We start from the raw sequence: 25816 nt of genomic DNA on the forward strand, positions 1-25816 counted from the left end.
TATTTTCATGAAGAGAATCAGTTATCTACAGTATCTGCTATTACTTTTATTTGTCGTTCTTCAGTTCGACAGCAATGCGCAAAGTAAGCCGGCCGCTGCAAAGTCATCCATCTATGTTGACGATAAAGGGGTCATACGCTGGAAGGACAATAACAAAGAGGCTAGTTTTTTCGGTGTGAACTATACCGTCCCCTTTGCATTTGGCTATCGTTCACATAAAACCCTCCAGGTTCCTCTTGAAAAGGCTATCGATCAGGATGTTTATCATTTGGCCAGGTTGGGGCTAAATGCCTTTCGGGTACATGTTTGGGATACGGAGATAACAGATTCCACAGGAAACCTCATTGAAAATGAACATCTGCGACTTTTTGATTACCTGATTGCCCAGCTTAAAAAGCGGAATATTAAGATCCTGATAACTCCCATCGCATTTTGGGGGAACGGATATCCGGAGAGAGATGAGGCAACAGGAAGCTTTTCGGCTAAGTATGGAAAAGACAGGGCATTGGTGGAGGAAGAGGCGTTTAAAGCGCAGGAGCGGTATCTTGAGCAGTTCTTCAAGCATAAGAACCCTTATACAAGCCTTACTTATACAGACGACCCGGATGTGCTTGCTATGGAAATTAATAATGAACCGCATCACTCCGGACCACCGGAGAGAACTACCGAATATATTAACAGGATGACCAAAGCGGTCAAAGGCACGGGTTGGAACAAACCGGTGTTTTATAACATCAGCGAGTCGCCCAAATATGCAGATGCCGTGGTAAAGGCGGATGTCGATGGACATAGTTTTCAATGGTATCCGACGGGACTTGTAGCCAATTTCGCTTTGAAGGGCAACCATTTGCCTCATGTGGATACATACGCAATCCCGTTTGATAGCATTCCTGCGTTCAGGAACAGAGCAAAGATGGTTTACGAATTTGATTCCGGTGATGTGTTAGATTCTTACATGTACCCTGCCATGGCTCGTAGTTTCCGCACTGCTGGCTTTCAATGGGCAACGCAATTTGCCTATGATCCGTTGGCAACAGCATACGCAAACCCCGAATACCAGACGCATTATCTGAATCTCGCGTACACACCGTCAAAAGCCATCAGTTTCTTGATCGCTGCAAAGGTATTCGATCGGGTCCCGCGTCTGAAGTCGTACGGTCAATACCCTGCAAGTGCTACATTTGAGTCTTTTCGTGTATCCTATGAAGAGTCATTGAGCGAGATGAACACCAACAATGCGTTTTACTATTCTAACTCAACAAAAACTAAACCGCTGAGCCCTGCAAAGCTCAAGCATGTAGCAGGTGTTGGTTCATCCGAAATAGTTAACTATAAGGGAACCGGAGCTTACTTTCTGGACAAGGTAAAAGAGGGGGTATGGCGACTGGAAGTCATGCCGGATGTGATTCAGGTCCGGGATCCTTTTGAAAGGCCCTCGCTAAAGAAAGAAGTTACACGCATACAGTGGGGAAATCACCAGATGACAATTGATCTTCCTGATCTCGGTGCCGACTATACCGTAGAAGCACTCCACGAAGGGGACAGCCTTAAATCATCTGCAGAAGGCAGACAGATCAACATCAGTCCCGGAGTGTACCTGCTCGCTCAAAAAGGGAAAAAGAGCAGTGGGATACCTCAGCGAATCGGCAACATTGGTCTAAGGGAATTTGTTGCGCCTGAGGCCTTTGCATCCCAGCCGGCAGTCGCCCACCATCCGGATATAGAAGTCAGTGCCGGCAAATCCCACATTCTCCGGTTTCAGATAGCTGGTGTCGAACCATCGGATAAGATTTCTGTCCAGCTGAACCACACTGCAGGGGGGTGGAAGACGTTGGGTGTATCACCTGTTGCTGCTCATCAATACCAGGTGGAGCTGCCCTCAGAGCTGCAAAAGCCAGGAGAGTTGAGTTACAAACTGATCGTCAGGAAAGGGAATGAACAATTTTTTACGTTTCCCGGAGGCCATACAGGTGATCCGTACAACTGGGAAAGCGTACAGGCTGACAGCTGGAAGACCAGAGTCGCAGCGGTAAACGCCGCAGCAGAGTTGTTCAATCCTGCGACCGATCGTAGCCGGGTATCTGTATACGCACCACTATGGAAAAACAACAAAGTAGAATATATAAGCTCGTTTCTGCCGGGTGAGATGCTGATAAGACAATTGATTGTGAATTCTGCCGACGCCAATGGTATGGGCTTTCAGTTTAATTTTGGAGATAAGCTAAGTGGACGAACCAGCGAATTGAACACATTTGACAGGATCATATTCAAAGCCAGGGCCATAGACAAACCCCTCAAAGCCAAACTAGTGATTGTTACCAAAGATGCCGAGGCTTATTCCAAAGACTTCAACCTTTCCCGGGAGCTACATGAATTCGAAATTCCGATAGGCGATCTAAAGCCTGATGCACAAATGCTACTTCCACGACCATATCCCGGTTTTCATCCGCTTTACTTCAAAGCTGCGGATGGTTCGGGTTTGAAGCTTAGCGACGCCGAAAAGGTCCAGATTATATTTGAAGCAGCTAAAGATGAAAAGAATCAGGGTCTGGAGCTGGGTAGTATCCTTCTGCTTAAGCGGGCTGGCCCGGACAGATAATTTAGCTTGCCATATGTCATTCATAGCCAGGCGAATCCTTCTGGCCGGGGCAGGACCTTTTGGTCATATTAAAACAATTACGCGGCTGATGTAGTTTTCTTGCGTAACTACTATGACTGAAGAAAAAAAAGACTTAAATCTGTTTGCTAAGAAAGTTTGGATAACTGCTGGGATCATCGCCTTACTCGTTATCCTTATATTTATTTTGAAGGCTGCATTTAATGTGTTGCTGATGATTTTCGCCGGTTCCCTGATTTCCATATTCTTTCATGGACTCGCTGATCTGGTAGAAAGAAACACGAAATGGAAGCGCTCCTGGAGCATGGCGGTGGGTGTTCTTTTTACGTTCCTTGTTATCGGCTCTATGTTCTACCTCATGGGGGCCAAGATTTCCCAGCAGGCCAGTGAAATGAGCAAGGAAGTACCGTTATTGGTGGATACCGCTGAAAGTAAGCTCAGGGAATCTACCATCGGACGAAAGATTCTCTATTATGTATCCGGCAACAACAGCCAGAAGCTCATGAACTCCTTTCAGCAGATCTTTCGTACCAGCTTCGGGGTAGTTGGTGACTTGTATATCATATTCTTTATCGGTCTTTTCTTTACCGTAAGTCCTTCCATGTACAAAGACGGCTTCGTTAAACTTATGCCTCTTGCAGCTAAGCCCGGAGCAGTGCGCGTGCTGAACCGAATTAGCGGAACGCTGAAAGGCTGGCTTAAAGGAGCCATGCTGGCGATGCTGATCATCGCCATATTTACCTTTATAGGCCTTAAAATAGTGGGGGTGCCCATGGCTTTGGCTCTTGCGGTAATGGCAGGGTTACTGAATTTTATACCGAATTTCGGGCCATTGATCGCCATGATTCCGGCCGTTCTGATCGGTTTAACGATAGATACCAATACAGGATTCATCATAGCGCTCATGTATGTCGGCATACAAGCGATCGAGAGTAATGTGGTTACGCCAATGGTACAAAATGCGATTATCAAGATACCTCCTGCAATGATCATTATCAGCCAGGTATTAATCGGTACTTTAACGGGTGGTTTAGGTATTATACTGGCGACGCCATTATTGGCGGTCGTTATTGTGATCATAGACGAACTGTACGTGAAAAATCAGGCCGAGGCTATTCAGCCCGCCAAATAACGTCTGCGAACCAGCCTTTCGAATCTGTCAGCTTCAGGAGAGGAGTAAAGCCCGAGCCGGAGGCGAATGCGTCAATCTGTGCTGTGGTATATTTCTGGGACGTTTCTGTGAAAATATACTCATGCTGGCTGAAGTTTATCGGTTCTTCGCCGATCGTTACCACCTGATCGGTCTTGCTGATCAGGTAACTTTTGCATGCTCCGGTTTCAGGGTCATAGTTTTCATAATGATGGAAAAGCCGGATATCAAAATCGGCTCCGAGTTCGCGGTTGATCCTTGATAAGAGGTTCAGATTGAATTTTTCTGTAATGCCTCCCTGATCATTATACGCATTGAAAATTATCCAGGGATCCTTCTTTAGGTCGAAGCCCATCAATACCATGTCTCCTGAAGACAGGTTCCGGCGCAGTTCGGTGCAAAAATTAATTGCCTCTTCGGGATGCATATTGCCGATGTTTCCACCAAGGAACATGACTAGTTTAGGCCGGGATGAAATAGCCACGGTTTTCTGTAGTGCGTCGAAATAGTCGCCCTGTATACCCTTGATCCTGATTCCCGGGAGGCGTGCCGGTATCTGTTCTGTTAAGAGATTGATAATATTAGCCGAGATGTCTATGGGATAGTAAGTGAAATCGAATCCCTGAGACATCAGGCAATCAAGTAAATAATATGATTTAGCAGCGTCCCCGGCCCCCAGTTCAATAAGGTCAAGGCCCCCTTTTAGATCTCTTAAGGGTGCCACCATTTTATCGCATTGTCCTTTAAATATCTCCATTTCGCAATCTGTAAGGTAATATTCAGGAGCATTCATGATCTGCCGGAACAGCTCGTCACCTTCCGCATCATAAAGGTATTTGGACTGAAGCTCTTTAGGATATTTCTTTAATCCTGACATGACATCATTTCTGAAAGCGCAGAGTGCTTCTTCAGACAAGATTACGGGTTCAGATATTTCATTCATAGGTAATGTATCAGTTATCTAGCTAGTCGGATACCGGTAAACTGCCAGCGCAGGTGCGGATGAAAAAAGTTACGATAGGTATGCCTGCTATGTCCGGGCGATGTAAAAGTGGACCATCCACGCAATACCATCTGATTCACCATAAATTTTCCGTTATACTCGCCCAGTGCTCCGGCGGCGCGTGTAAACCCCGGATACGGGAGATAAGCGCTTTCTGTCCATTCCCAGCGCTTGCCATAGAGCAATTGCGGCGATGCAGCCTCCCATTCAAATTCTGTAGGCAGACGCTGTCCTTTCCATTCAGCATAAGCGTGTGCTTCGTAATAGCTGACATGCACAACCGGCGTGGTATGTTCAACAGGTACCAGTCCATCCATGGTATAAGTATGCCAGATACCGTCGACCCTATGCCAGTACATTGGAGCGTTGATCTTTTCCCGGTTCACCCATTCCCAACCCTCTGCGTGCCAATACCTGAAATCTGTATAACCGCCTGCATCAATAAATTCCATATACTCGGCATTGGTAACCAGCGTGCGGCTTAACTGATATTCCTGAAGGTAAACCTTATGCCTTCCGAGCTCATTATCAAAGCTGAACCCTTTGCCTTTGTGACCAATTTCATAAACGCCCTCATCCATGCAGAGATAATCCCACTTTTCATTATAAATAATCTTAACCTTGTTCATCTGCAGGCGGTAGGGCGGAAACAGCGGATTATGCCCGAGAATGTATTTCATGTCCGAAAAAAGCAATTCCTGATGTTGCTCTTCATGATTCAGACCCAGAACAATGGTTTCACGAAGGGCTTCGTCCAATCCAGACGAACTGCTCAACAGCTCAGTCATTGCCTCGTCGACATATTTGCGATACCTGTAAATATCCTCTACAGAGGGGCGACTCAAATTGCCCCGGTCCGTTCGGATTACACGGGCTCCTACAGTTTCGTAGTAACTGTTAAAAATGTAGTTGTAGTTGGAGTCAAATTCCCTGTATCCATTTACATTGGGCTTGAGAATAAAGGTTTCAAAGAACCAGGTCGTGTGTCCGAGGTGCCACTTGGGGGGACTTACATATTCAACAGGTTGAACAACATAATCTTCAATGTTCAAAGGCGCGGCTATCCATTCTGTGCGCTTTCTCACAGCAATAAATCGGGAGATTAACATATTGATGTATTAATTCATGTATTAAGTGCTTAAAGCTGAAATTGTTTTATTTTTGCTGTTTACACTTGAGATATGAAATTCGGAACAAAAGCTATACATGCAGGACAAGCGCCTGACCCAACAACAGGAGCAGTGATGACGCCGATCTACCAGACCTCTACCTACTGGCAGAAGTCGCCGGGTGAGCATAAGGGTTATGAGTACTCGCGGGGGACGAATCCCACCCGTAAAGCTCTGGAAGACTGCTTTTCGGCACTTGAGAACGCCAGGTTTGGTTTAGCTTTCTCCAGTGGCATGGCGGCAACCGATGCAGTCATGAAATTGCTGAAGGCAGGAGATGAAGTGATCACCGGTAATGATCTTTACGGGGGATCGTACCGGATCTTTACGAAGATTTTCGCGAACTACGGCATCAAATTCCATTTCATAGACCTTTCAGATCCGGAGGTCATCAACCAGCATATTAACGAAAATACCCGACTCATATGGATTGAAACACCAACAAATCCAACGATGAAGATTGTAGATATTCAGGCTGTTGCAAAGATTGCCAAGGCAAAAAACGTTTTGCTTGCGGTCGATAATACTTTTGCATCCCCATACCTGCAAACACCCATCGATCTGGGCGCAGATATCGTCATGCATTCTGCCACCAAGTACCTCGGCGGACATTCAGACGTGGTGATGGGAGCGCTGATGCTGAACGATGAGGAGCTGTATAAAAGGCTCTGGTTTATCTATAATTCATGCGGAGCTACGCCTGGACCTCAAGACAGTTTCCTCGTATTGAGAGGGCTTAAGACCCTGCACCTGCGGATGAAGGCGCATTGCGAAAACGGACGCGCCATTGCCGAATTCCTGAAGTCGAGTCCTAAGGTGGATAAGATTTACTGGCCGGGCTTCGAAGATCACCCTAACCATGCGGTGGCTAAGAAGCAGATGAGTGATTTTGGTGGAATGATTTCTTTCAGTCTGAAAGAAGCAGATTTGGAGGCGACGTTCAAGCTGGCCTCGTCATTTAAGGTTTTTTCACTGGCAGAGTCGCTGGGTGGGGTGGAGTCACTGATCAATCATCCTGCATCGATGACCCATGCATCTATTCCGAAGGAAGTACGCGAGGCGGCAGGTGTCACCGATAACTTATTGAGACTAAGCGTTGGTGTTGAAGATATTGAAGACCTGCTTGAAGACATTAAACAAGCGATAGGAGCTTAACGTGGAATTGAACAGACAAGAGTTAAAGGCGTTTCTGGATATGAAGGCTGATCAGTATAATCAGCCTTCCTTTATCGAAAATGACCCCATTGTGATACCTCACCAGTTCAGCAGTAAGCAGGACATTGAGATTATGGGCTTCTTTGCCGCGATACTCGCGTGGGGACAGCGTAAAACGATCATCAATAAATGTAAAGAGCTGATCGAACGTATGTCGGGAGCTCCTTATGCGTTTATCACCGGTCACCAAGACGAAGATCTGAAGTCATTACTCGGTTTTAAGCACCGCACGTTCAACGATACGGATCTTTTGTATTTCGTCAGTTTCTTCAAACAGCACTATGCCCGCTTTGACTCTTTGGAAGATGCGTTTTTGCCTTCTCGCACAAGTCGCTTCTTCGAATTCTCCAAGCATCCTATCGAGTACATGGAAGACCAGCAGGCAGTACGCGCGATGATGGCACTCATCAGGACAGAGCATCGTGTTGAGGTGATCTTGAATCACTTCAGAAAGTATTTCTTCAGTCTTCCCGATTTTCCTGGGCGTACCATGAAGCATGTAAGCTCGCCTTCGCAGAAATCAACCTGTAAGCGTCTGAACATGTTCTTGCGATGGATGGTAAGGAAGGACGACAAGGGAGTAGATTTCGGAATATGGGACAGGATCAGTCCTTCACAACTTATTTGCCCATGTGACCTGCACGTAGACCGTGTAGCCAGAAAGCTCGGCTTAATATCCAGGAAGCAAACCGATTGGCAGACCGCAGTTGAACTAACGGAGCGTTTGCTGGAGTTTGATCCGGTGGATCCGGTACGGTATGACTTTGCGCTTTTTGGCTTGGGCATTGAAGAAAAGTTCTAAAGCACCATCATGACAAACAACGATACTATTGTAGCACTGGCCACCCCCTCCGGAAGCGGAGCAATAGGGGTTATCCGCCTTTCAGGGCCAGATGCTATTACGATAACGGATAAAGTATTCAAAGGAAAGAACCTCGCCAAGCAGGCTTCTCATACCATTCATTTCGGTACTATCAGAGACGGGGAAGCCATACTGGACGAAGTACTCGTATCGCTTTTTATTGGTCCGCACTCCTACACGAAAGAGCATGTTGTAGAGATTTCTACGCATGGCTCTCCATATATCATTGAAAGCATTATCAAACTGCTCATCAGAAGTGGTGCCCGCGCAGCTAAGCCCGGCGAGTTTACGTTGCGGGCTTTTCTGAATGGAGGAATGGACTTGTCTCAGGCGGAAGCCGTGGCCGACCTGATCGCCTCCAACTCTGCTTCTTCGCACCAGGTGGCTATGCAGCAGATGAGAGGAGGTTTTTCTAATGAACTGCAGGTGCTCAGGGAGCAGCTCATCCATTTCGCGTCTATGATCGAGCTGGAACTGGACTTTGGAGAAGAGGATGTAGAGTTTGCCAACAGAGACCAGCTGCGCGATCTGATCAATAAGATTCACAGGGTGCTATATCGCCTGATCAGTTCCTTCGAACAGGGAAATGTGATGAAGAACGGTGTGCCCGTGGTCATAGCGGGTAAGCCCAATGTTGGAAAATCCACCTTGCTAAACGCCCTTTTGAACGAGGAGCGTGCCATCGTATCGGAAATCGCCGGGACGACGCGAGATACTATTGAGGATGAGATGTCGATCAAGGGTGTTGTATTCCGTTTCATTGATACCGCGGGAATCCGCGAAACGGCTGACATTATTGAAGCGAAGGGAGTGGAGCGTACCCGGGAAAAGATGAAGCAGGCGAAGCTTATCATGTACTTGTTTGATCCGGTGGTGCAGGCATCGGAGGAGATCAGCGAGCAGTTGGAGGAACTGAAGGTGCTTGGTATCCCGTTTGTGGGCATTGTAAACAAAAAGGATCTCCTTGATGTGTCTTTGATCCGTTCGCTGGATAGCTTTAACTTGAACTTTATCTCTGCTAAAGAGAAGGAAGGGATTGATGAGTTGAAGGAGGAGATCCTTCGGAAAGTGAATCTGCACAAGATTAACAACGATGATGTTATTGTAAGCAATATTCGCCATGTGGAGGCGCTGCAAAAGACTGAGGAGGCACTGGAAAGGGTACTATATGGGTTGGATAATCCTGTGACTTCGGATTTTTTGGCTATGGATATTAAACAGGCTTTGTATTATTTGGGGGAGATTACGGGGGCGGTTACAACTGATGATCTGTTGGATAATATTTTTTCTAAATTTTGTATTGGGAAATAATTTTGTGTTGGTCCAGCTAAGCAAGCTATAAATTTATGTACTTGTACTACCGCGTTCTATTAGGAATTCAAGCAGGTGCTTGCTTTTAATTGAATGCAGAGGTCAACTTAGTGCCTGGGAATGATCGGCTTGTTGCGTACCAGAGAGCGAAACAATTTATATTGTCTGCCGTTTTTCTAGCAATTTGACTATGAACCCGAGCTCAAGAACCGATCCTGCTGAATCTACAAAGAAACTGCTTCCTTTAATACTAGCGACTGCCATTTTTATGCAGATGCTCGATTCTACGATCCTGAATACTTCGCTGCCTGCCATAGCAAAGGACCTAAATGAATCGCCGCTGGATATGCAAAACGCTATTGTCAGCTATGTGCTGACTCTGGCTGTATTTATGCCTGTTAGCGGTTTTCTCTCCGACAAGTTTGGTACAAAAAAGGTGTTTATTTTCTCGTTAGTATTATTTAGCTTAGGATCGTTATTTTGTTCGCTCTCGCAAAATCTGACGCAGCTGGTGGTCTCCAGAGTGGTCCAGGGAATTGGAGGCAGCCTGATGACTCCCGTGGGTAAACTGGCGTTGATCAAGACTTTCCCAAAGAAAGAGTTATTGAAAGCAATGAACTTTGCGATCATTCCGGCGTTGATCGGTCCGGTATTAGGACCGTTGGTAGGAGGGTACATGGTCGACTATTTATCCTGGCATTGGATTTTTCTGATCAACATACCGATAGGGCTGACTGGTATTCTCTTAAGCCTGAAGTTTATGCCCGATTATAGGTCTCCCATTATCGATTTTGATCTCAAGGGATTTCTCATCTTCGCTGCCGCATCCTTGCTTCTCTCCATAGCTTTGGAATTGTTTGGCAATACCGCCCATATGACGCCCGTTTTGGTTGTATTTTTAACAGGATTTTTGATGCTGTACTTTTATTACCGCCATGCGTCAAGGGACAACAACCCTATTTTTCCGCTGAACCTTTTTCAGGTGAGGACCTTCCGGGTTGGACTTTTAGGCAATTTAGCAACCCGTTTGGGTATCAGCTCTGTTCCGCTGCTGTTGCCGATGATGATCCAGATCGCCTACGGAAAATCTGCCGTAACGTCTGGTTGGATAGTCGCACCGATGGCATTAACGGCTATGTTCGGAAAGTCTGCGGTTATTAAGATATTGAACAAGTTCGGGTACCGCGCGACGTTGATGACCAACACATTTGTGATCGGCTTTTTAATTTGTTGCCTGGCTATCCCTGAGATTCACTCATCGATTTATTGGTATGTTCCCATCATTGCCATACTGGGGTTCTTTAATTCGATACAATTTACTTCCATGAACAGCATTTCAATAGCAGACCTTCGGCAATATCACACAAGCAGCGGCAATTCTTTGGTTTCGGTTAATCAGCAGCTGGCTATCGGCTTTGGTATCGCATTTGGATTAATCGTATTGAAAGTCTTTCAGGGGGACGTGAAGCTGATCCATAACGAAATTCACAATGCATTCAGATACACCTTTTTAGTGGTAGGCATATTGACTATTTTGTCTGGATTTATTTTCAGGAGATTGCACTTTAAGGATGGCGATAACATGAAGTCTGACGGGCAATAAGTTCCGATCCGCTACTTCTTTACCACAGCTACAACTTTTCTGACAGCAGCTGAGATAAGTACTACACCAAGTCCGGCGATAAGCCCGAAGGCCAACTCTTTGAATGTTCCTTGAATCTTAGGAAAAACGTGATGGAAATACTCGATATTATGCACAAAAATACCACCAGAAACAAGCAGTAAAGCAATGGTTCCGATGACTCCGAGCATCCTGATTATTACGGGTAGCGACTTCACAAGTAATACACCAAGGCTCGCCAACAATCCCTTGTCTTTGGAATACTTAATCAGCCTATATCCCGCATCGTCCATTCTGACAATGAGGGCGACTATTCCATAGACGCCGATTGTTGCCAATACAGCAACGACAGCGACGGTCATGATCTGTGTGGTCAATGTTTCCTCCAATACGCTTCCAAGGGCGATTATTACAATCTCAATAGATAAGATGAAATCCGTAGCTACCGCAGATTTTATTTTTGCCGTCTCCGCAGTGCGCTCGTCTTGTTGAATTTGTTCAACAATCTCATGACTTTTTTTTGGACGATGAAAGAAGTATTCGATTATTTTTTCAACTCCTTCATAGGCCAGGTAGAGCCCTCCTAAAATCAAGACAAATTTAATTGCCGCAGGAAAAAATGCGTTTAGCAACAACGCTATCGGGACGATGATCAGCTTATTGCGTAACGACCCTTTGGTTATTGCCCAGAGTACCGGAATTTCCCTGGATGACAGAAAACCTGTCGCTTTCTCAGCATTTACGGCTAAATCGTCGCCTAAAATGCCTGCTGTTTTGTGGGTTGCTACTTTGGTTGCCACAGCAACGTCGTCCATCAAGGCGGCGATATCATCAAAAATTGCAAAGAAGCCAGATGCCATATAAGTGTTATTATCAATATTACGAAAAAATAAAATCAGTCGGCAGTTAAACAACGTATACAAAATACGTTCCGACCTGGCATGAATGAGTGAATTTTAAGAAAATTCCCGACAGAATGGATACTGGAGCGATAGCCGGATATGAATACGCAAGAGAATCTACGGTAATCAGTGGCTACAGACAAACGCTAACCGCAGCGCCATCCTAAGGAGGAGGTAGTGAATAAGGACTCACTCGCATGAAGCGTTTGTTTGTTTAGGCCTCGCCAGTAAAATGCCAAAAAAAATCTTTAAAAAGTTAGATATAGATCTTTATAGTGGCTATATTTCGGGTACAATAAAGGAAATAGCGCTGCTTAGGATATTTTTTTATATTCATCTAATATAAACCGGTCGATTTCCGCTTAGTAAATCTTCCACCTTGGTGAATTACTAGAATTAATATGCTGTTAATACTAGGTAGTTACTTTTGTCACGTGCGATAACAAAAAAAAATGCTAGTTCAATTATGACAATTAATGGAAATCTGTAGTCAGGTACGCGAGGATCTAAAATGTGGAGACCGTTCCGCGTTTAAAATTGTATTTGATGCCTATAGTCCAGGGATCTACGAACTGGCATTAAGGATTCTTAAAAGCAGGGATATGGCTGACGAGATCGTGCAGGATACTTTTATTAAGCTCTGGCTGTCTCGCGAAAATATTGATACCAGCAAGAATCTATGGTCACTAATCTATGTAATTGCCAAGCGACTTTGTTTTAATAAACTGCGTTCCGCCAAATATGACCTGCTATTGCAGCAGGAACTGATTCGCAACATGCCTATCTCCGCAGAAGATAATGAGACCCATATTCATGAACTGGAGCAGCTTTTACAAGATTCTGTTGGCTGCTTGCCGGCCCGCCAGCGTGAGGTCTGGCAATTAAGCCGTGAAGAGGGCTTGTCGCATAAAGAAATTGCCGAACGAATGGGTATTTCGACAAATACCGTTAAAAATAATCTGGTACGAACACTAAAGTACCTGCGCCAGCATTTTAAGAAGGCGGATTATCTTTATTTTTTGACTTTTTTACATTTCATATAGCCCTATAGGTCACTTCGCGTGTACATCAGGTAATAGAGCAATTACTATATAACCTGGTGGACAAAAACGAATTCAAACAACTAGCCAAAAAGTACATCAACGAGGAACTTACTGAGGACGAGCTCAAGAAATTTCTTTCCATGCTGGAAGATCGGGAGGACGAGTTTTACCAGGCTGTCGATGATGAGATCCGTTTGGAGCACACTGCTGACTTTAATATGGAGGCAGCCTTCGACAGGATACTGCAAGATGAACGATTTAGTAAGGTTAAACCCGTAAGGCGTTTAAGTATATATGCCTGGACCGCCGTGGCTTGCACAATACTGATCATGCTCGGTTCCCTTTTTTACTTCAATCAACAAGATCTGCAACAACCAGATCACATAAAGACTGTTGCTGTACCTGAAAAATCAAGACAAGAGAATAAGCTGAGCGCGATACGGCTTGCAGATGGCACGCAGCTGGCACTAAAAGACATCGGTAGGGCCGAGCACAACTATGATGGTGTAAAGCTCTCCAGAGTGTCTGAAAGCGTTATTATGGTAAGCCTTGATCCTAAGCGTCATGCTTCAAAAACGCCGTATCATGAATTTACAACAGAGAGAGGCACTAGTTATACGTTATTGCTGCCTGACGGATCTAAAGTAGATCTGAATTCAGGATCGACTTTTCGATTGGATCCCGGCTTTAATATTCTGAACCGTAATTGTGAGTTAAGCGGCGAAGCGTACTTTGATGTAAAGAGGAACGAGGCTATGGCATTTCAAGTTAAGACGCGTGACTATGATGTTAAAGTGCTCGGAACCCAGTTTAACATCAAAACTTATTCAACTACTACCTATTCTCAAACCGCACTCGTTAAGGGAAGTGTACATATTGTAAAAGGTGGTAAAGAGATAGATCTTCTGCCCGGAGACCAGTTGAGTGCGGAAGCAGGCGTTCTTCTTAGCAAAAGTAGAGCGAATCTGAGAGATGTACTGGCTTGGAAAGAAGGCTACTTCCGATTCACGGACGCCACCATCGAAGAGATCATGCAGGATATCGCCACATGGTACGATATAGATGATATTGAGTTTCACAATACTTCCGATGAATCATTTACAGGCTCAATCAGACGTACCCGGAGCTTGAATGATGTGCTCGCAAGTATAGGTAGTATATCCAATCTACAGTTTGATATCAAGGAAAGGAGGGTGATTGTAAAAAAATAAACTTAAAAAAGCAATCGGAAGCGTTGCAGCGCTCCCGATATGTGTACGGATAAAAACCTAATTAACAGTCTATTAATTACCCTAACAAATCCAAATGTATCAATTTTTTACCATAATCCCGTGCCTCCAAAAGACCAGGATAGACAAACTATTGCTAATAATGAAGCTGGTTTCTTTGTTGTTGCTCGGAACTATGCTCCACGCCAGTGCAGCTGCCTTCGGACAAAAGATTTCAATAAATGTTAAACAAGCAAGCATACAAGACATCCTGGTAGACATTCAGAAGCAAACCAGTTATGATTTCTTGTATAACAACGCGCACTTGAAAGGGTTGGGCACTATCGACATATCTTTGCAAAACAAGGACGTTGTCGAAGTTCTGAATACCGTACTGACGCCTCGTGGACTGGTGTATGTCCTGGAAAACAATATGGTACTGATCAAGTCCAGAACTGAGATGAGAAATACTGCTGAAACGGCCCAGACGGTAATCGAAGGATACGTCAAAGATGAGTTTGGTAGTTTGATTTCCGGCGCAACTGTAAAGCTTGAAAATAGCAACCTCGGAACAGTCACCGACGCAAGAGGCTACTTTAAATTGCTGAGCCCCGCAGCTAAAAACAGGATCATCATCACTGCTGTAGGCTTCGAGTCCCGCACCGTTGAAATGACGGTGGGACAAGTGATGCAGATCGCGTTAAAAGAGGCCATAAACGACCTGGACGAGGTGGTCGTGGTAGGCTACGGGGTGCAAAAAAGAGCTAACCTCACCGGTGCGGTAGCGCAGGTGAATGCATCTGACATTGCCCTGCGACCGGATGCAAATATCGCAAGTACCCTGCAGGGTTTGATGCCTGGATTGAATATTCAGATGAATAATGGTGATCCTTCAGCAACTCCTGATATCAACGTCCGTGGTTTCAACTCTATTAACGGGGGAAGTCCGCTGGTTCTGATCGATGGCATAGAAGGTAATATAACCCGTGTCAACCCTAATGATATTGAAACAGTAACGGTGCTAAAGGATGCAGCCTCAGCCGCAATTTACGGCGCCCGGGGTGCTTTTGGTGTTATACTCATCACCACCAAAACAGGCAAAGCGGGTACTACAACGGTTTCGTATAGCAATAATTTTGGCTGGACCACCCCATCAGCCCGTACCGACTATATCTCCGATCCCTATATCTATGGTAAGACTGTTGACGCAGCGTTGTATGGCTATAATGGTACGTCTTACACCAATTATAACGCTATGGATTGGGAGACAATAAAAATGGTCTCGAACGGCGAAATAGCACCGTTTCATGAGTTGCAGACGGATGGTACATTTAAATTTTTCCATAAGACGGACTGGTGGGACACGATGTTTCGCAAATACCAGGCTTCCAACTTCCATAACGTGAGCATTTCAGGCGGCACCGATAAGCTGAGAGGTTATCTGTCGGGGCGAATTTTTGATCGTCAGAGCATCAATAACATCAATAAGGATGCGAACATGGACCGACAGAATCTGAAAGCAAATCTGGTGTTCACACCGAACTCGTGGCTTGAAATAGCAAATAACATCCAGTTCATTAATGAAGAAGATAAGGACTATGGCGGCTATACAAATGGATTCGGTGGTTTGTGGAGTACCACAACCTGGTACAACCTGATGGCGTTCTATCCCAATATGGTCGACGGTGTGCCTACAGACATAGGTACTGGAACAGGCGGGCAGGGAGGAAATGCAGGTTTATATTCAGGAAAGACATGGAGGTTGTTTAACAACGAAGAGTTTACCAATACCTTCCGGGTAACTGCTAAGCCTGCAAAGGGTTTGCAGATTAACTTCGATTATAGCAACCGCATCGAAAATACGAGCCGTAGTTTTCGCCTCAATCCGTTTAACTACCTGGCAGGAAATAAGCTCGACCTCCGTACTGTGGGACTGAACCGCCTAACGGAGTATCGCTGGAAGGACAAGTACAATGTCCTGAACTTGTTTGCTACTTATAACAAGACGGTGGCTGAAGATCATAATTTTAAGTTACTGGCAGGTTTCAACCGGGAGAGCTTCGACCGAGACCGCGTAGCTGCTGAGGCTGATAACCTGTTGATCGAAGACCTGTCAAACCTCTCTTTGGCGACAGCCATGAACAGTATAGCGGGATCTGCAACAAACTGGGCAGTAATGGGTTATTTTGGCCGTCTCAACTATGACTTCCGCAACAAATACCTGCTGGAGGTGAACGCCCGATATGACGGATCATCACGTTTCCCTACAGACAGCCGTTGGGGATTCTTTCCTTCTGTGTCTTTGGGATGGCAGATTGATCGCGAAGATTTTTGGGATCCTGTCAGCTCTGTTCTCCCGTCGGTTAAGTTAAGAGGTTCTTACGGAAAGCTTGGCAATCAAACGGTCGACGTAAATACATTCAAAGAGCTGATGACCGTGGGGATCTCCCCCTGGTTAAACGCTGGAAATCGCCTTACTTACGCAGGGGTGCCTTCTCCCTTACCCAACATCGTAACGTGGGAAACAACCAAGAGCGTCAATTTGGGTCTTGACCTTGGTTTATTCCAGAACAGAGTATTTGTCAACTTCGACTGGTATCGCAAGAATGTCGAAGGGATGTACCTGCCTGGGGAGCCGCTACCTGCGGTATTTGGTGCGAACGAACCTAGGGAGAATTATGCTTCCCTGAGGAACGAAGGATACGAGCTGAATGTCACCTATCAGAATAAGTTCAGTGTCGCCGGATCACCGCTGAACTTTAGCGTATCAGCCAATGTATCTAACTTTAAGGGAATCATCACAAGGTACAATAATCCGAATGGCCTGCTAAGTTCTTATTATGAGGGACAAAGGCTTGGAGAAATCTGGGGATTCAGGGTTGACGGACAGTTTCAGTCTGATGAAGAAGCCATGGCCTATCAAAACTCGTTTACCAATCCGGCAAATAACCTTTCGTTGGTGTATAACGACATCCTGAATGTGACGCAGAACAGTGAGTGGAACCACCTGCGTGCAGGGGATGTGAAATACGTAGACGTGAATGGGGATGGAAGAATTGATAAAGGAGATAACACTTTGGCGAATCATGGTGACCTGGAGCGAATCGGAAACGCAATGCCAAGATTTCCTTTCGGTCTGAATATGAACGCAAGATGGAAAAGTTTAGATCTGTCAGCGGCCATGGCAGGCGTAGCGAGTCAGGACTGGTATCCTACAGGCGACCTTTTTTGGGGCACTTATCAACGACCATATCTATCTTTCCTGCGTAAAGACCTCGTCGACAATGCCTGGAGGCCTGATGATCCAGGTACGTACCCGCAGATTTATCGCGGTTATTCTTCTCTTCAATCAGGACGCTCCCTGTACGAGATCAACAACTACTATCTACAGAACGTGGGATACCTGCGGGTTAAAAACCTGACGCTCGGATATACGTTTCCGCAGAACTGGACTCGCAAAGCTAAGATCGAGAAGCTGCGTGTTTTCTTCAGTGGCGAGAACATGTTCACCTGGAGCTTCGGTGGACTAACCAGGTATATTGACCCAGAGCAAGCGGGTTCAGCGGTAAGCTATTCTTCACCAGGTACGGCAGATGACCGGGGAGATCTCCGTGACTACCCTATGGGGAAGACCTATTCTTTTGGTGTAATGTTAAACTTGTAAAGATTGTAAAGATGAAAAAAAATAAAGTCATCCTATACTATATATCTGGATTTGCGAGCCTTTTCGTGCTTTCTTCCTGCGATAAAGACTATCTCGACCGTCCATCTGAAGATCAGGTAGAAGCACCTTACTTCTTCAATACCAGTAAAGACCTCGAAGTTGCCACTAACGATTTTTATACCATGTTACCCGGCACGGATGTTTATTCAGATGATGCGGCTTCCGATAACTTAATGCCGTTAAATCCGGCCAATCAGGTAAAGGGTAACCGTATCGTTCCTGTCACCAGTGGTAGCGGTGGCTGGTCATGGGGTAACCTCCGCAAGATCAACTACTTCCTCGCCAACTATAATAAAGTTAATGACGAGGCAGCAAAGGCAAAATACAGCGGGATAGCCAGATTTTACCGGGCTTATTTCTACTATGACAAGGTTAAGACCTTCGGTGATGTGCCCTGGTACGGTAAGGTACTAGACGCAAAAGATCCGGATCTTTATAAAGGACGTGATTCCCGCATTCTTGTAATGGATTCAGTATTGGCTGACCTAAATTACGCCGTGGCTAATGTTCCTGCAGAGAAACAACTCCATCTGATTACCAAATACACGGCTTTGTTATTGAAGGCCAGAGTGGCACTCTTTGAGGGAACTTTTCGTAAGTATCACAACATAGAAGGGGCAGAGAAATTTCTGAATGAAGCTTTATCTGCGTCGCAGGAGCTGATGGGTTCCGGTGCCTATACGCTCTATACAAACGGAGGGGCCGCAGCAGCGTACCGCAATCTGTTTGCGCGCGACAATCAGGATAACGTTGAAACTATTCTTGCCGCAGATTATCAACTTGGATTGAAGGTGCATAACCTGGCCTATACGTTTACTTCAGCAACGGCAGGCTCCTATGGCTTGACGAAAGACATGGTAAACAGCTACCTGATGAATGATGGCTCAAGGTTGACCGATAGATCCGATTATGTAACCATGTCGTACTATCAGGAAATGCAGAACCGTGATCCACGGCTTACGCAGACTACTGCCGGTCCCGACTTCAAAGCGAACGGGTCAACAACAAACGAGCCTGTCTCTCTAGATATTACCACAACAGGGTATCGTCTGATCAAAGCACTTCCTGAGCGCAGCCAGTGGGCAACATCAGCGTCTGTGTTTGACATCATCATCTTCCGGTTTGCCGAAGCGCTGCTCGTCTACGCTGAAGCAAAAGCGGAGCTGGGCAGCATCACTCAGGCTGATCTGGATATTTCCATCAACAGACTTAGGGCTCGTGCGGGAATGCCTAGCCTGAACCTTGTACAGGCCAATGCCAATCCAGATGCCTATCTGGAAGGACAGTATGTGAATGTCGACAAAGGTGCCAATAAAGGAATAATTCTGGAGATCCGCCGCGAGAGGAGGATTGAGCTGTTTAATGAAGGACAGCGTTGGGATGACCTGATGCGCTGGAAAGCAGGGCAGAAGCTGACGCAACCCATGGTGGGTGTGTACTTCTCCGGTCTCGGTGCTCATGACTTTACAGGTGATGGCGCCGCCGATGTTTTTCTACATACAGGCTCTACTAACGGAGCTCCTGCCACTGTTACCTCTTTTATCAATGTCAATCAGCGTACACTGCGCAATCCCGCAACGGGTCAACAGAACGCAAGCTTGGGCAATCTTGATCCATTTCCGCAGGGTGGTGTTTTTGACGAAAGCAGAGATTACTACGCGCCAATCCCTCAGGAGGATCTTATCCTGAACAAAAGTCTGACTCAAAACCCTGGCTGGAAATAGAATGAAATACGTCACTCTTATACTAACTGTCTCCCTCCTTGTATGCACGGGCATATCGAAGGGGCAAACAACACACGATATCAAGTATCCTCTGGGCTACTCTGTAGACATCAGCAAGATCACAGACGAAAAGATGCGCTATGCACGGTCATTGGGAATTACTCATATCGAACTGGCTGGAATGGGGGCCATACTCGATAAGAACCTGGATACCATCGATGTGTCGGATCAATGGATTTCTCGTATACGGTCCGTAAGAGAGATTCTGGATAGAACTGGTATGAAGGTATGGTCGGTCCATATGCCGTTTAGCAACAAGTACGACATCTCCCTCATCGAAGAAGGAAAGCGCATGCGTGTAGTGACTGCACACCGCAATATCTTAAAAGCATTGCAGCCATTGCGGATACAGGTCATTCTTTTTCATCCTTCCTACTACCTGGGCCTGAACGAGCGTGAAGCACGAGCAGCACAGCTAACAAAGTCCGTTGCCGAACTTTATACCTTTGTTAACAGCTACGGTCAGCAGATGGTCGTGGAAAACATGCTTGGGCCGGCTCTCAGAAAAGGGGATGTAGAGCGGCCTTTGCTGAGAACGGTAGAAGAGTGTCAGAAGTTGTTTGCAGGCTTTCCAAAGAAAGTTGGACTTGCTGTCGACATGTGTCATATCTCCAATCCGGAGAAGCTGATTCTGGCATTTGGCTCCCGCGTTAAAACCGTCCACGTTTCCAATGGTACCGGTGATGCAGAAAGTCATTATCTCCCGTGTGATGACCGGGGAAACAATGATTGGAATGCGGTTTTTGCCGCCCTCCGAAAGGCTAAATATAAAGGTGTCTTCATGCATGAATCGAAATACAAGGATGAGAAGGAACTCGTTGACTGCTACAACACCATATGGGACAATTATCAGTCAAGTTTAACAAACAAGAAGAAGTAACATGAAAAAGATATTTTTTAGCTTGCTTACCCTGCTATGTATAGCTACTGTAAGCAGCTGCAAAAAGCAGGACGCTTTGGAAGAAAAGCTGCTCGCCGGTACTGAGCTGATCGAAGCTGGTAGTAAAGCAGGATCATACTATTTTGACGTTCTTTCAAACGTCGGCATGGTTGTCGAAACGGATGTTGATTGGATCACCCTTGACTCTGCAATTTATCCGAAAGGAAAGCGGAAGATTACTTTTAGGGTAGTCGACAATCAGGACGATGAGCGCTCAGGTGTCATCAGCGTACGTGTGAACGCCGACATGGTGAAGCAGGTCCTGGTTACCCAGGAATCAGGAAAAGTGCCGGTTTTTTATGTAAGTCCTGAAGGCAATGGAGAGGGTGATTCATGGAATTCTCCCACAGACTTCGCCACAGCACTGGACAAGGCTACAACCGGAAGTACCATTTACATGATGGAGGGAACCTACTATCCCTCAAAAACCATCCGTTTCGGTGAGCCCTCTGAAGAATCAGACAATACCTTCGAGATCTCTAAAAATGTATCCATCATAGGCGGTTATTCTAAAGATGCAATGGCTGGAGCAAGCCCCAACGCCGAAATGTATAAGACCATTCTCCAAGGTAATATGCCCGGGGGAAAGCAAGCTTTCCATACGGTGACGGTCACGGCCAATACAGAAGGCGGATCGAAAGTGTATATCGAAGGCTTAACCATAACAGGAGGTAACGCTACAGATCGAAGCACCAATATCACGATCAATGGTGTGAGGTATAGCCGCGGACAAGGGGGCGGCATTCTTATCGGCCCGGCACAGGTACACCTGAAGGGCGTGAACGTTACCGAAAATAAGGCAACTGCAGATAAAGGTACCGCAGGTTTTGGAGCGGGTTTATACGCCTTCTCAAACGCTGTGGTGGTAATGGAAAACTGCAAGGTCAACAACAACCAGAATACATCAAACAATGGAGGAGGAGTATGGATCAACGCTGCAACGCTTACCGCTTATAACTCTCAGTTCAATGGCAACAGTGCCAAAGGGACCGCAGGGGGCGTTCACGGATATCCCGGGGCAACCATTCATCTCTATAATTCTGAAGTGATGAATAATAGCAACACCTCCTACGGGGCGGGGCTGTATATGAGGGAAAACTCCAACGTTATTCTCGTAAACTGCCTGCTTACAGGTAACAAAAGTACATCCCCTAACGGCGGAGGTGCGGTGATGCTGTACGATAATTCAAAAGCCGACATAATCAGCTGTACTATTACCGCTAACGAAGTAGCAGGTCCTGGTGCAGGTGTTTACAGGCGTATGAACGTGAACAACCTGACTGTTGTTAATTCTGTCATTTCGGGGAACAAGCAGGCCAGCACTTCAACAGATATTGATGCTTTTACAGATAACGCTGCTATCATTCCGGTCTTAAAGAATTCGGCAATATCAGGCTCCGTATACGGCGATGGAGGAACTGTTATGGGTGGACTAACTTTCAATCCTGCGACGATGTTGAGCAGCACGTTTACGCTTACCGGTGCAAACAACCCCGCATTATCAAACGGTTTGAATGAAGCAGCATTAGCTGCTTTGGCACAATCCTATACACCTGCGCTTGAGCAGTCGTTCATCATTAAAGATAAGAACAACGCGTCGCGGGTTGAAGCAGTTATGGGGGCTCTAATAAAATAGTATGAAGAAGCTGATTGTAATATGCTTATTTCTGGCGGGCTGGCATTCTTTGCTCGCGGGGTCGCCCAGGAACATTATGCTGATCCTTGGTTCAGCAGATCCGGCGGTGCTGCAAGACCGCATGGATGTAGCTTTACGTCTCTATACCAAACAACACTTCGATAAAATCATTGTATCGGGAGGCTGCGCTGCTCACGGGTCATCTATCTGCGAGGCCTCTTTTATGAAGGAGGTGCTGCTCAAAAGCGGAGTGTCCTCCAGCATGATCTATAAAGAGGAGAACTCCAAAACAACCGTTCAGAACTATGTATTTAGTCGCCGCTTGAAAGAAGCAGATGGGACGCTTGTTATGAAGCCTGGGGATACGGTGTACGTTGTCTCCAATCACTGGCATGCTATTTCCGTAGCCGCCCGCCTGAGGAAGTACGATAATCTTGAAGCGAAGTTTTATATTGAAGGAAGCATTGATCCTAAACCAACTGATAAGCTCGACTATGTTTCCATCTTCAATGGAGAGCCTGATAATGACAAGTTCGTTTTAAAGGGTACCTGGCTTACACCCCAGGCAGCCTGGCAAGAAGGAGATTCTACCCACTACCTGACCGGATCACTTGTATATGTTACAGATCCTCAGAATATGCGCTTCAGCGTTTATGAGCGCAGGAAAGTCTTTTCGGGTCTGGAACCTTATGCCGCCGGGCGTGATCTGCGTTTCATAGATGCCGGCAGCTCCTGGTATGTATGGAACGGCGAGAAGCTGCTCCATGTGGAAAAGCAGGAGCGGAAGGTCAGAAGCATTTTAAGCCTGACAGACCTCATACCGGGTCTGTCGCCAGCGTGGAAGTACAGCCTCAAAGCCGGGGCTATCTATGGCGACAGGCTACTGTTATTTTCTGACAGTACACTGCTCGTTGGAAAAAGGAAAGGTAAAATCTTCGAAATCGAACAAGAGACAGCGGCATCTGCCTATTTCAGGAACTGGCCCTACAGTTGGGGCCGTGGAAACGTAAGCGCAGCGAGGATCGATCCACAGACTCGTAAACTATACCTCTATCGAAATCAGGAGTGCCTGGAGCTTAATGCCGGTTTGAAGAGTGTACAAGCTCCTCAGTCGTTAAGACTAAAATGGATTGATAAATCAAAGTAAAATCAAATAAGATGAAGAAGAATTTTTTATATAGTTTAATGCTCCTCTTTGTTCTCACATCTTGCTCCAAGCAAGATGACGGAACACAACTGCCTTATGACTATTCGGTCGTTCAGGAGCAGGATATCAAGGAGGTAGTTGAAGCAGCGGCCTGGAAAAGTAAGGTCGTAGCCGATGGGGTCACCTGGAAGTACTTCCACTTCCCCCAGATATTCAATTCAAGACAATACATCAATCTGTTTGAAATCGACCTGACAAAGGCACCAAGGATCGAGATACCTTATGTGAAATCAGGCTTCCTGAAAACCAGCGAAGCAGCGGGCGCAAAGGCTGCTTTGGTCGCGTTCAACGGCAGTTTTTTCAATACTACTAACGGGGGATCTACAACTTTCTTCAAGTACGAAGGACAGATCATCAACCAAACTGCAAACGGCTTTACTCCTTACAGGGAAAACGGGGCGGTAACGATCGATGCTTCAGGAAGGCCCAATATCATTCAGAAGCCATCCGCCGGATGGCCTTCAGCAGCAGAGCCTATAGCACTTGCCGCAGGTCCGCTGATGATACTGGATGGTAAGGAGCTATCCCAGCTGGATGTAGATTTTAACTCAAACAGACATCCTCGTACTGCAATAGGACTGACCAGTAACGGGAAGATGCTTGTTGTGGTTGTAGATGGCAGATCCTCGCAATCTCAGGGTCTTACTATTCCGCAGTTGTCTCAGCTGATGGCCGCTCTGGGATGTACCTCTGCGCTAAACTTTGATGGAGGAGGCTCAACCACTGCCTGGGTTAAAGGAGACGGTGTGGTTAACTTCCCCTCAGACAATGGAAAGTTTGATCATGAAGGCGAAAGGGGAGTAGCAACTGTTTTCACAGTCAGTAAATAGGTCTTAGATAAGGCAAGTGGGGTGACCTCCGGAAGTTACACAAACGACTTTAGAGGTCACCTCATAATAGATGAGCAGTCTCTACTTTTTATTTTTCCGAATACTCGAAAAAACAATGTTTTCCAGGAATGCCACTATTTCCATCTCGTTTTTAGAGCTTCCAAAATCAGTTAAAGAAGGCAGATTCCGCATAAAGAACTTTTGTGCCTGTGCCATTTCGATGATCGTGCTAGAGAGGGAAAAAGAATAAAGATAATCGGGATTGACTTCTTTGATAAAGCCAGCGATTCTCGCGCATAGGTCTTTATATGGCTTAAAGAATTTTGCCTTGTTGTCCTCCGTGACATGCTTGGTCAGGTATGATTTCGCGCCTTCGGCCATTACGATCTCATACAGGAGCTTTTCGTCTATATGACCAGTCGATACATCATCTTCGACCTGGTCCGCAAGAATCTTTATTGCGATCTTCAACTTATCATCCGCATTTGACAAGTTGTTTGTTTGAAAAACAATGCGGTATTCCTGCCAGCTCCAATACCAGTCGACCAGATACAGCAACAGGCGATGCTTGTTTTCAAAGTACCGATAAATCGACGCTTCCGTGGTGCCAATTTCCTTCGCCAGCTTTTTGAAGGTGAAAGATTCAAAACCCATCGCGTGGATGGATAATATCCCCTGCTGCAGAATTTTCCGCCCAAGTTCGGTCTCTTCGGGATCCCGCAAGTACAGCTTTTCGTTTATATTGAATTTTAAAGAAAGAATCATCCTGAATAGTGCAGTACAAATGTAGCGGTAATTTTCTTGATAGTATTACTATTGCAAACGTGATGTTGCTATCTTTGTTTAAGCTCAAAAAGCTTTTCATAACTCAATATCAACGAACAAGCAAACAACAATGAAAACACTGACAAAAGAAATGCAGGCAGCCCTCACGCCGACTATGGCTGTTGAGCTCCTAAAAGAGGGCAACAAGAGGTTTATTGGTAACCTGAAGGTTAACCGGAACTTATTACAGCAGGTCAATGAAACCTGCGACGGGCAACATCCTTTTGCCATCGTGTTAAGCTGCATTGATTCGCGTACTTCGGCCGAACTGATATTTGATCAGGGACTTGGCGATATTTTTAGCGCCCGCATCGCGGGGAATGTGCTGAACGAAGATATTCTCGGCAGTATGGAGTTTGCCTGCAAAGTTGCCGGTGCAAAGGTAGTGGTGGTCCTCGGACATACAAGGTGTGGCGCAATAAAAGGTGCATGCGATGATGTAAAGCTGGGTAATCTGACCACCTTATTGAAGAAAATCGAACCTGCCATCAACGCAGAAACATCTACTACTGTTGATCGTAATGCGTCAAACCCAGAGTTCGTTGAACGGGTAGCAGAGCTCAACGTGCACCTAACAATGGAAAGGGTTTTGAACGAAAGTCCTGTCTTAAAAGCGATGGTTGATAACAATGAAATAGCAGTCGTAGGCGGTTTGTATAACGTAGAGTCGGGAGAAGTAGAGTTCTTTGAACAGGATCGCGCATCGACCTTAAACAGCAACAATAGCGAAACCTCTATTGTTGCTTCTTAAAAAATCAAATAATAACCC

The 25816-nt window shown here is 45.9% G+C and carries 19 protein-coding genes; 15 read left to right on the plus strand and 4 right to left on the minus strand.

Annotated features, from left to right (window positions below):
- Nucleotides 1-7 precede the first annotated feature (7 nt).
- Nucleotides 8-2599: a cellulase family glycosylhydrolase gene (locus ACKI5J_RS12390; RefSeq protein WP_407429788.1), complete on the plus strand. Its 2592-nt coding sequence runs from the start codon at nt 8-10 to the stop codon at nt 2597-2599.
- 112 nt (nt 2600-2711) lie between these two features.
- Complete coding sequence (locus ACKI5J_RS12395; RefSeq protein ID WP_407429789.1) at nt 2712-3749, plus strand: AI-2E family transporter; 1038 nt, start codon at nt 2712-2714, stop codon at nt 3747-3749.
- Here ACKI5J_RS12395 and ACKI5J_RS12400 read toward each other — a convergent pair.
- Nucleotides 3730-4710: an L-histidine N(alpha)-methyltransferase gene (locus ACKI5J_RS12400; RefSeq protein ID WP_407429790.1), complete on the minus strand. Its 981-nt coding sequence runs from the start codon at nt 4708-4710 to the stop codon at nt 3730-3732. The two genes, ACKI5J_RS12395 and ACKI5J_RS12400, sit on opposite strands and share 20 nt — an antisense overlap.
- Before the next feature lie 14 nt (nt 4711-4724).
- The gene (gene egtB, locus ACKI5J_RS12405; RefSeq protein WP_407429791.1) at nt 4725-5879 is read right to left on the minus strand and encodes an ergothioneine biosynthesis protein EgtB; all 1155 of its coding nucleotides are present in this window, start codon (nt 5877-5879) and stop codon (nt 4725-4727) included.
- A gap of 72 nt (nt 5880-5951) precedes the next feature.
- Between egtB and ACKI5J_RS12410 the strand changes: the two genes are divergently transcribed.
- The 4 genes from ACKI5J_RS12410 to ACKI5J_RS12425 all read left to right on the plus strand — a co-directional run bounded on the left by ACKI5J_RS12410 (nt 5952) and on the right by ACKI5J_RS12425 (nt 10930).
- Nucleotides 5952-7094 (plus strand): cystathionine gamma-synthase, encoded by a 1143-nt coding sequence (locus tag ACKI5J_RS12410; protein WP_407429792.1) that lies wholly within the window; start codon nt 5952-5954, stop codon nt 7092-7094.
- A gap of 40 nt (nt 7095-7134) precedes the next feature.
- Nucleotides 7135-7956 carry a TIGR02757 family protein gene (locus ACKI5J_RS12415; RefSeq protein WP_407429910.1) on the plus strand — a complete coding sequence of 274 codons (822 nt, stop codon included), beginning with the start codon at nt 7135-7137 and terminating at the stop codon, nt 7954-7956.
- A 9-nt stretch (nt 7957-7965) separates the two neighbouring features.
- Nucleotides 7966-9327 carry a tRNA uridine-5-carboxymethylaminomethyl(34) synthesis GTPase MnmE gene (gene mnmE, locus ACKI5J_RS12420; RefSeq protein WP_407429793.1) on the plus strand — a complete coding sequence of 454 codons (1362 nt, stop codon included), beginning with the start codon at nt 7966-7968 and terminating at the stop codon, nt 9325-9327.
- A gap of 190 nt (nt 9328-9517) precedes the next feature.
- The gene (locus ACKI5J_RS12425) at nt 9518-10930 is read left to right on the plus strand and encodes an MFS transporter (protein WP_407429794.1); all 1413 of its coding nucleotides are present in this window, start codon (nt 9518-9520) and stop codon (nt 10928-10930) included.
- A gap of 11 nt (nt 10931-10941) precedes the next feature.
- On the opposite strand, the gene ACKI5J_RS12430 is transcribed toward ACKI5J_RS12425, so the two are convergent.
- Nucleotides 10942-11808, minus strand: a complete 867-nt coding sequence (locus ACKI5J_RS12430) for a DUF808 domain-containing protein (protein ID WP_407429795.1) — start codon at nt 11806-11808, stop codon at nt 10942-10944.
- A gap of 518 nt (nt 11809-12326) precedes the next feature.
- Between ACKI5J_RS12430 and ACKI5J_RS12435 the strand changes: the two genes are divergently transcribed.
- The 8 genes from ACKI5J_RS12435 (at nt 12327) to ACKI5J_RS12470 (ending at nt 24222) form a co-directional block, all read left to right on the plus strand.
- Nucleotides 12327-12893 (plus strand): RNA polymerase sigma factor, encoded by a 567-nt coding sequence (locus ACKI5J_RS12435; protein ID WP_407429796.1) that lies wholly within the window; start codon nt 12327-12329, stop codon nt 12891-12893.
- Nucleotides 12894-12949: 56 nt separating this feature from the next.
- A complete protein-coding gene (locus ACKI5J_RS12440; protein WP_407429797.1) occupies nt 12950-14104 on the plus strand; it encodes a FecR family protein in 1155 nt (384 codons plus the stop codon).
- A gap of 160 nt (nt 14105-14264) precedes the next feature.
- Nucleotides 14265-17765, plus strand: coding sequence for a TonB-dependent receptor (locus tag ACKI5J_RS12445; protein ID WP_407429798.1), 3501 nt, complete (start codon nt 14265-14267; stop codon nt 17763-17765).
- 11 nt (nt 17766-17776) lie between these two features.
- Entirely contained in the window at nt 17777-19549 is a 1773-nt protein-coding gene (locus ACKI5J_RS12450; protein ID WP_407429799.1) for a RagB/SusD family nutrient uptake outer membrane protein, read from the plus strand.
- Nucleotide 19550: 1 nt separating this feature from the next.
- The gene (locus ACKI5J_RS12455; protein ID WP_407429800.1) at nt 19551-20489 is read left to right on the plus strand and encodes a sugar phosphate isomerase/epimerase family protein; all 939 of its coding nucleotides are present in this window, start codon (nt 19551-19553) and stop codon (nt 20487-20489) included.
- 1 nt (nt 20490) lies between these two features.
- Entirely contained in the window at nt 20491-22185 is a 1695-nt protein-coding gene (locus tag ACKI5J_RS12460) for a BACON domain-containing protein (protein ID WP_407429801.1), read from the plus strand.
- A 1-nt stretch (nt 22186) separates the two neighbouring features.
- Nucleotides 22187-23332, plus strand: coding sequence for a YdcF family protein (locus ACKI5J_RS12465; RefSeq protein ID WP_407429802.1), 1146 nt, complete (start codon nt 22187-22189; stop codon nt 23330-23332).
- Between the two features lie 11 nt (nt 23333-23343).
- Complete coding sequence (locus ACKI5J_RS12470; protein WP_407429803.1) at nt 23344-24222, plus strand: phosphodiester glycosidase family protein; 879 nt, start codon at nt 23344-23346, stop codon at nt 24220-24222.
- 81 nt (nt 24223-24303) lie between these two features.
- Here ACKI5J_RS12470 and ACKI5J_RS12475 read toward each other — a convergent pair whose 3' ends face one another.
- On the minus strand, nt 24304-24987 hold the full coding sequence (locus tag ACKI5J_RS12475; protein ID WP_407429804.1) for a TetR/AcrR family transcriptional regulator: 684 nt from the start codon (nt 24985-24987) through the stop codon (nt 24304-24306).
- A gap of 106 nt (nt 24988-25093) precedes the next feature.
- Between ACKI5J_RS12475 and ACKI5J_RS12480 the strand changes: the two genes are divergently transcribed.
- Nucleotides 25094-25798, plus strand: coding sequence for a carbonic anhydrase family protein (locus ACKI5J_RS12480; RefSeq protein ID WP_407429911.1), 705 nt, complete (start codon nt 25094-25096; stop codon nt 25796-25798).
- Nucleotides 25799-25816 lie beyond the last annotated feature (18 nt).

It is taken from the genome of Arcticibacter sp. (assembly GCF_045629565.1).
Taxonomy (GTDB): domain Bacteria; phylum Bacteroidota; class Bacteroidia; order Sphingobacteriales; family Sphingobacteriaceae; genus Arcticibacter.

What these genes read in the sequence shown, in the direction of transcription:
- ACKI5J_RS12425 (WP_407429794.1), top strand. Translation starts at nt 9,518, where the DNA reads ATGAACCCGAGCTCAAGAACCGATCCTGCTGAATCTACAAAGAAACTG.
- ACKI5J_RS12470 (WP_407429803.1), top strand. Translation starts at nt 23,344, where the DNA reads ATGAAGAAGAATTTTTTATATAGTTTAATGCTCCTCTTTGTTCTCACA.
- ACKI5J_RS12390 (WP_407429788.1), top strand. Translation starts at nt 8, where the DNA reads ATGAAGAGAATCAGTTATCTACAGTATCTGCTATTACTTTTATTTGTC.
- ACKI5J_RS12430 (WP_407429795.1), bottom strand. Translation starts at nt 11,808, where the DNA reads ATGGCATCTGGCTTCTTTGCAATTTTTGATGATATCGCCGCCTTGATG.
- ACKI5J_RS12450 (WP_407429799.1), top strand. Translation starts at nt 17,777, where the DNA reads ATGAAAAAAAATAAAGTCATCCTATACTATATATCTGGATTTGCGAGC.
- ACKI5J_RS12435 (WP_407429796.1), top strand. Translation starts at nt 12,327, where the DNA reads ATGGAAATCTGTAGTCAGGTACGCGAGGATCTAAAATGTGGAGACCGT.
- egtB (WP_407429791.1), bottom strand. Translation starts at nt 5,879, where the DNA reads ATGTTAATCTCCCGATTTATTGCTGTGAGAAAGCGCACAGAATGGATA.
- ACKI5J_RS12395 (WP_407429789.1), top strand. Translation starts at nt 2,712, where the DNA reads ATGACTGAAGAAAAAAAAGACTTAAATCTGTTTGCTAAGAAAGTTTGG.
- ACKI5J_RS12465 (WP_407429802.1), top strand. Translation starts at nt 22,187, where the DNA reads ATGAAGAAGCTGATTGTAATATGCTTATTTCTGGCGGGCTGGCATTCT.
- mnmE (WP_407429793.1), top strand. Translation starts at nt 7,966, where the DNA reads ATGACAAACAACGATACTATTGTAGCACTGGCCACCCCCTCCGGAAGC.
- ACKI5J_RS12400 (WP_407429790.1), bottom strand. Translation starts at nt 4,710, where the DNA reads ATGAATGAAATATCTGAACCCGTAATCTTGTCTGAAGAAGCACTCTGC.
- ACKI5J_RS12455 (WP_407429800.1), top strand. Translation starts at nt 19,551, where the DNA reads ATGAAATACGTCACTCTTATACTAACTGTCTCCCTCCTTGTATGCACG.
- ACKI5J_RS12475 (WP_407429804.1), bottom strand. Translation starts at nt 24,987, where the DNA reads ATGATTCTTTCTTTAAAATTCAATATAAACGAAAAGCTGTACTTGCGG.
- ACKI5J_RS12415 (WP_407429910.1), top strand. Translation starts at nt 7,135, where the DNA reads ATGAAGGCTGATCAGTATAATCAGCCTTCCTTTATCGAAAATGACCCC.
- ACKI5J_RS12460 (WP_407429801.1), top strand. Translation starts at nt 20,491, where the DNA reads ATGAAAAAGATATTTTTTAGCTTGCTTACCCTGCTATGTATAGCTACT.
- ACKI5J_RS12445 (WP_407429798.1), top strand. Translation starts at nt 14,265, where the DNA reads ATGAAGCTGGTTTCTTTGTTGTTGCTCGGAACTATGCTCCACGCCAGT.
- ACKI5J_RS12410 (WP_407429792.1), top strand. Translation starts at nt 5,952, where the DNA reads ATGAAATTCGGAACAAAAGCTATACATGCAGGACAAGCGCCTGACCCA.